The following is a 2161-nucleotide window of genomic DNA, read 5'->3' as shown; positions in this document are numbered from 1 at the left end:
ATCTCAAAGACACAAAATTATAGATTTCGGGCATTTAATAAAAATTCTTAAGACATATTCAATACAATTTTTATAATATTTTTTTCATTAATATTCTATCCTTACTAATATTTTAATACATATTTGTCATGATTTTTTTATTTGTTACAATATATTCTTAACATTATTTTACAACAGACAAGAAAAATAATTTAAATAACAGGATAAACAAATTGATTTCCGAATATTTCAGTGTTATACTTGGATTATCTGATTATTACAAAAAATAAATTTGAAATATTATTTAGAGGTGATTATTTATGAAATTAGGTTATGAAATTTTAAACAATCCATTCCTTAACAAAGGTACAGCTTTTACAAAAAAAGAACGAGAAGAATATGGATTATTAGGACTTTTACCACCGTATATTCAGACTATAGATGAACAGGCAAAACAGGCTTATGGACAATTTCTGAAAAAAGACAAGTTAATTGAAAAAAGACATTTCTTAATGGAAATTTTTAATACAAACAGAACATTATTTTATTATTTATTTAGCAAACACGTAGTTGAATTTATGCCAATTGTTTATGATCCTGTAATTGCAGAAAGCATAGAAAATTACAGTGAATTATTTGTAAATCCTCAAAATGCGGCTTATTTGTCAGTAAAAGAGCCCGAAAACATAGAAACTATTTTAAGAAATGCTGCTGACAACAGAAAAATCCGTTTAATTGTTGTTACTGATGCAGAAGGAATCCTTGGAATTGGTGACTGGGGAACTAACGGAGTTGACATTTCAGTTGGAAAACTGATGGTTTACACTGCCGCCGCTGGAATTGATCCCGCTACTGTCCTGCCAGTTGTAATTGATGCTGGAACAAATAGAAAAGAACTGCTGGAAAACGACTTGTATCTAGGAAATAGATTTGAGAGAGTTCGAGGAGATGAATATTATAACTTTATAGACAAATTTGTAAAAACAGCTGAAAAACTTTTCCCAAATTTATATCTTCACTGGGAAGACTTTGGAAGATTAAATGCAGCAAATATTTTAAATAAATATAAAAATGAAATCGCAACTTTTAACGATGATATACAAGGAACTGGAATTATCACTTTAGCCGGAATCTTAGGAGCATTAAAAATTTCAGGTGAAAAGCTTACTGACCAGATTTATATGTGTTTTGGAGCAGGAACTGCGGGAGCTGGAATTGCCAGAAGAATTTTCAATGAAATGGTAGAGCAGGGGCTTTCTGAAGAAGAGGCAAAAAAACGGTTTTATCTAGTTGACAGACAAGGCTTATTATTTGAAGACACAGAAGGACTAACTCCAGAACAAACTCCTTTTGCAAGAAAACGAAGCGAATTTACAAATGCAAATGAATTAACTACTTTGGAAGCCGCTGTAAAATCCGTGAGACCAACTATACTTGTTGGAACTTCGACAGTGCCAAATACTTTCACAAAAGAAATAGTTCAAGAAATGGCAAAACACACTGCAAGACCAATAATTTTTCCACTTAGCAACCCAACAAAACTAGCAGAAGCCAGTGCAAAAGATCTTATTGAATGGACAAACGGAAAAGCTCTCGTTGCAACAGGTATCCCATCAGATCCAATAGAACTCAACGGAATTACGTACGAAATTGGACAAGCAAACAATGCTCTAATCTATCCTGGATTAGGACTTGGAATTATCGCAGCAAAATCAAAGATTGTAAACGACAAAATAATCTCAGCAGCCGCACATTCACTAGGTGGAATCATCGACACAACAAAACCTGGAGCTGCTGTACTTCCTCCAGTATCAAAACTGACAGAATTTTCTGAAACTGTGGCACTGTCAGTTGGACAAAGCGTACTAGATCAAAAATTAAATACAGAACCCATAAGCGATTTAAAAGAAGCAATAAAAAATGCAAAATGGATTCCTGAATACAAGGATTTTTAATTAATTTTTCCAATTTTTAAGAGTAAAATAAATTCTAAAAACTTAGATACTTACTGCTTATTTGATAAATGAAAAATACATGGATAGAGTGGATAGGGTTGTAACGAGTTAAAAAATACAGTAAAAAAGATATTTATTGTTATTAACTACTAAAACAGTAGATTTAAACTTATTATAAACTTTTTTTGCAAAGGCTTACTCCCCTTTCTACTAAATAAAGAAATAAT

At 31.6% G+C, this 2161-nt stretch carries 1 protein-coding gene; it reads left to right on the top strand.

Annotated features, from left to right (window positions below):
• Positions 1–299 precede the first annotated feature (299 nt).
• Positions 300–1934, top strand: coding sequence for a malolactic enzyme (locus tag Q0370_RS11475; protein WP_299575851.1), 1635 nt, complete (start codon positions 300–302; stop codon positions 1932–1934).
• The last annotated feature ends 227 nt before the right edge of the window (positions 1935–2161 follow it).

This window comes from uncultured Leptotrichia sp., assembly GCF_938036635.1.
In the GTDB taxonomy this organism is placed as follows: Bacteria; Fusobacteriota; Fusobacteriia; order Fusobacteriales; family Leptotrichiaceae; genus Leptotrichia; species Leptotrichia hongkongensis.
This window is presented reverse-complemented; position numbering and strand designations above follow the sequence as displayed.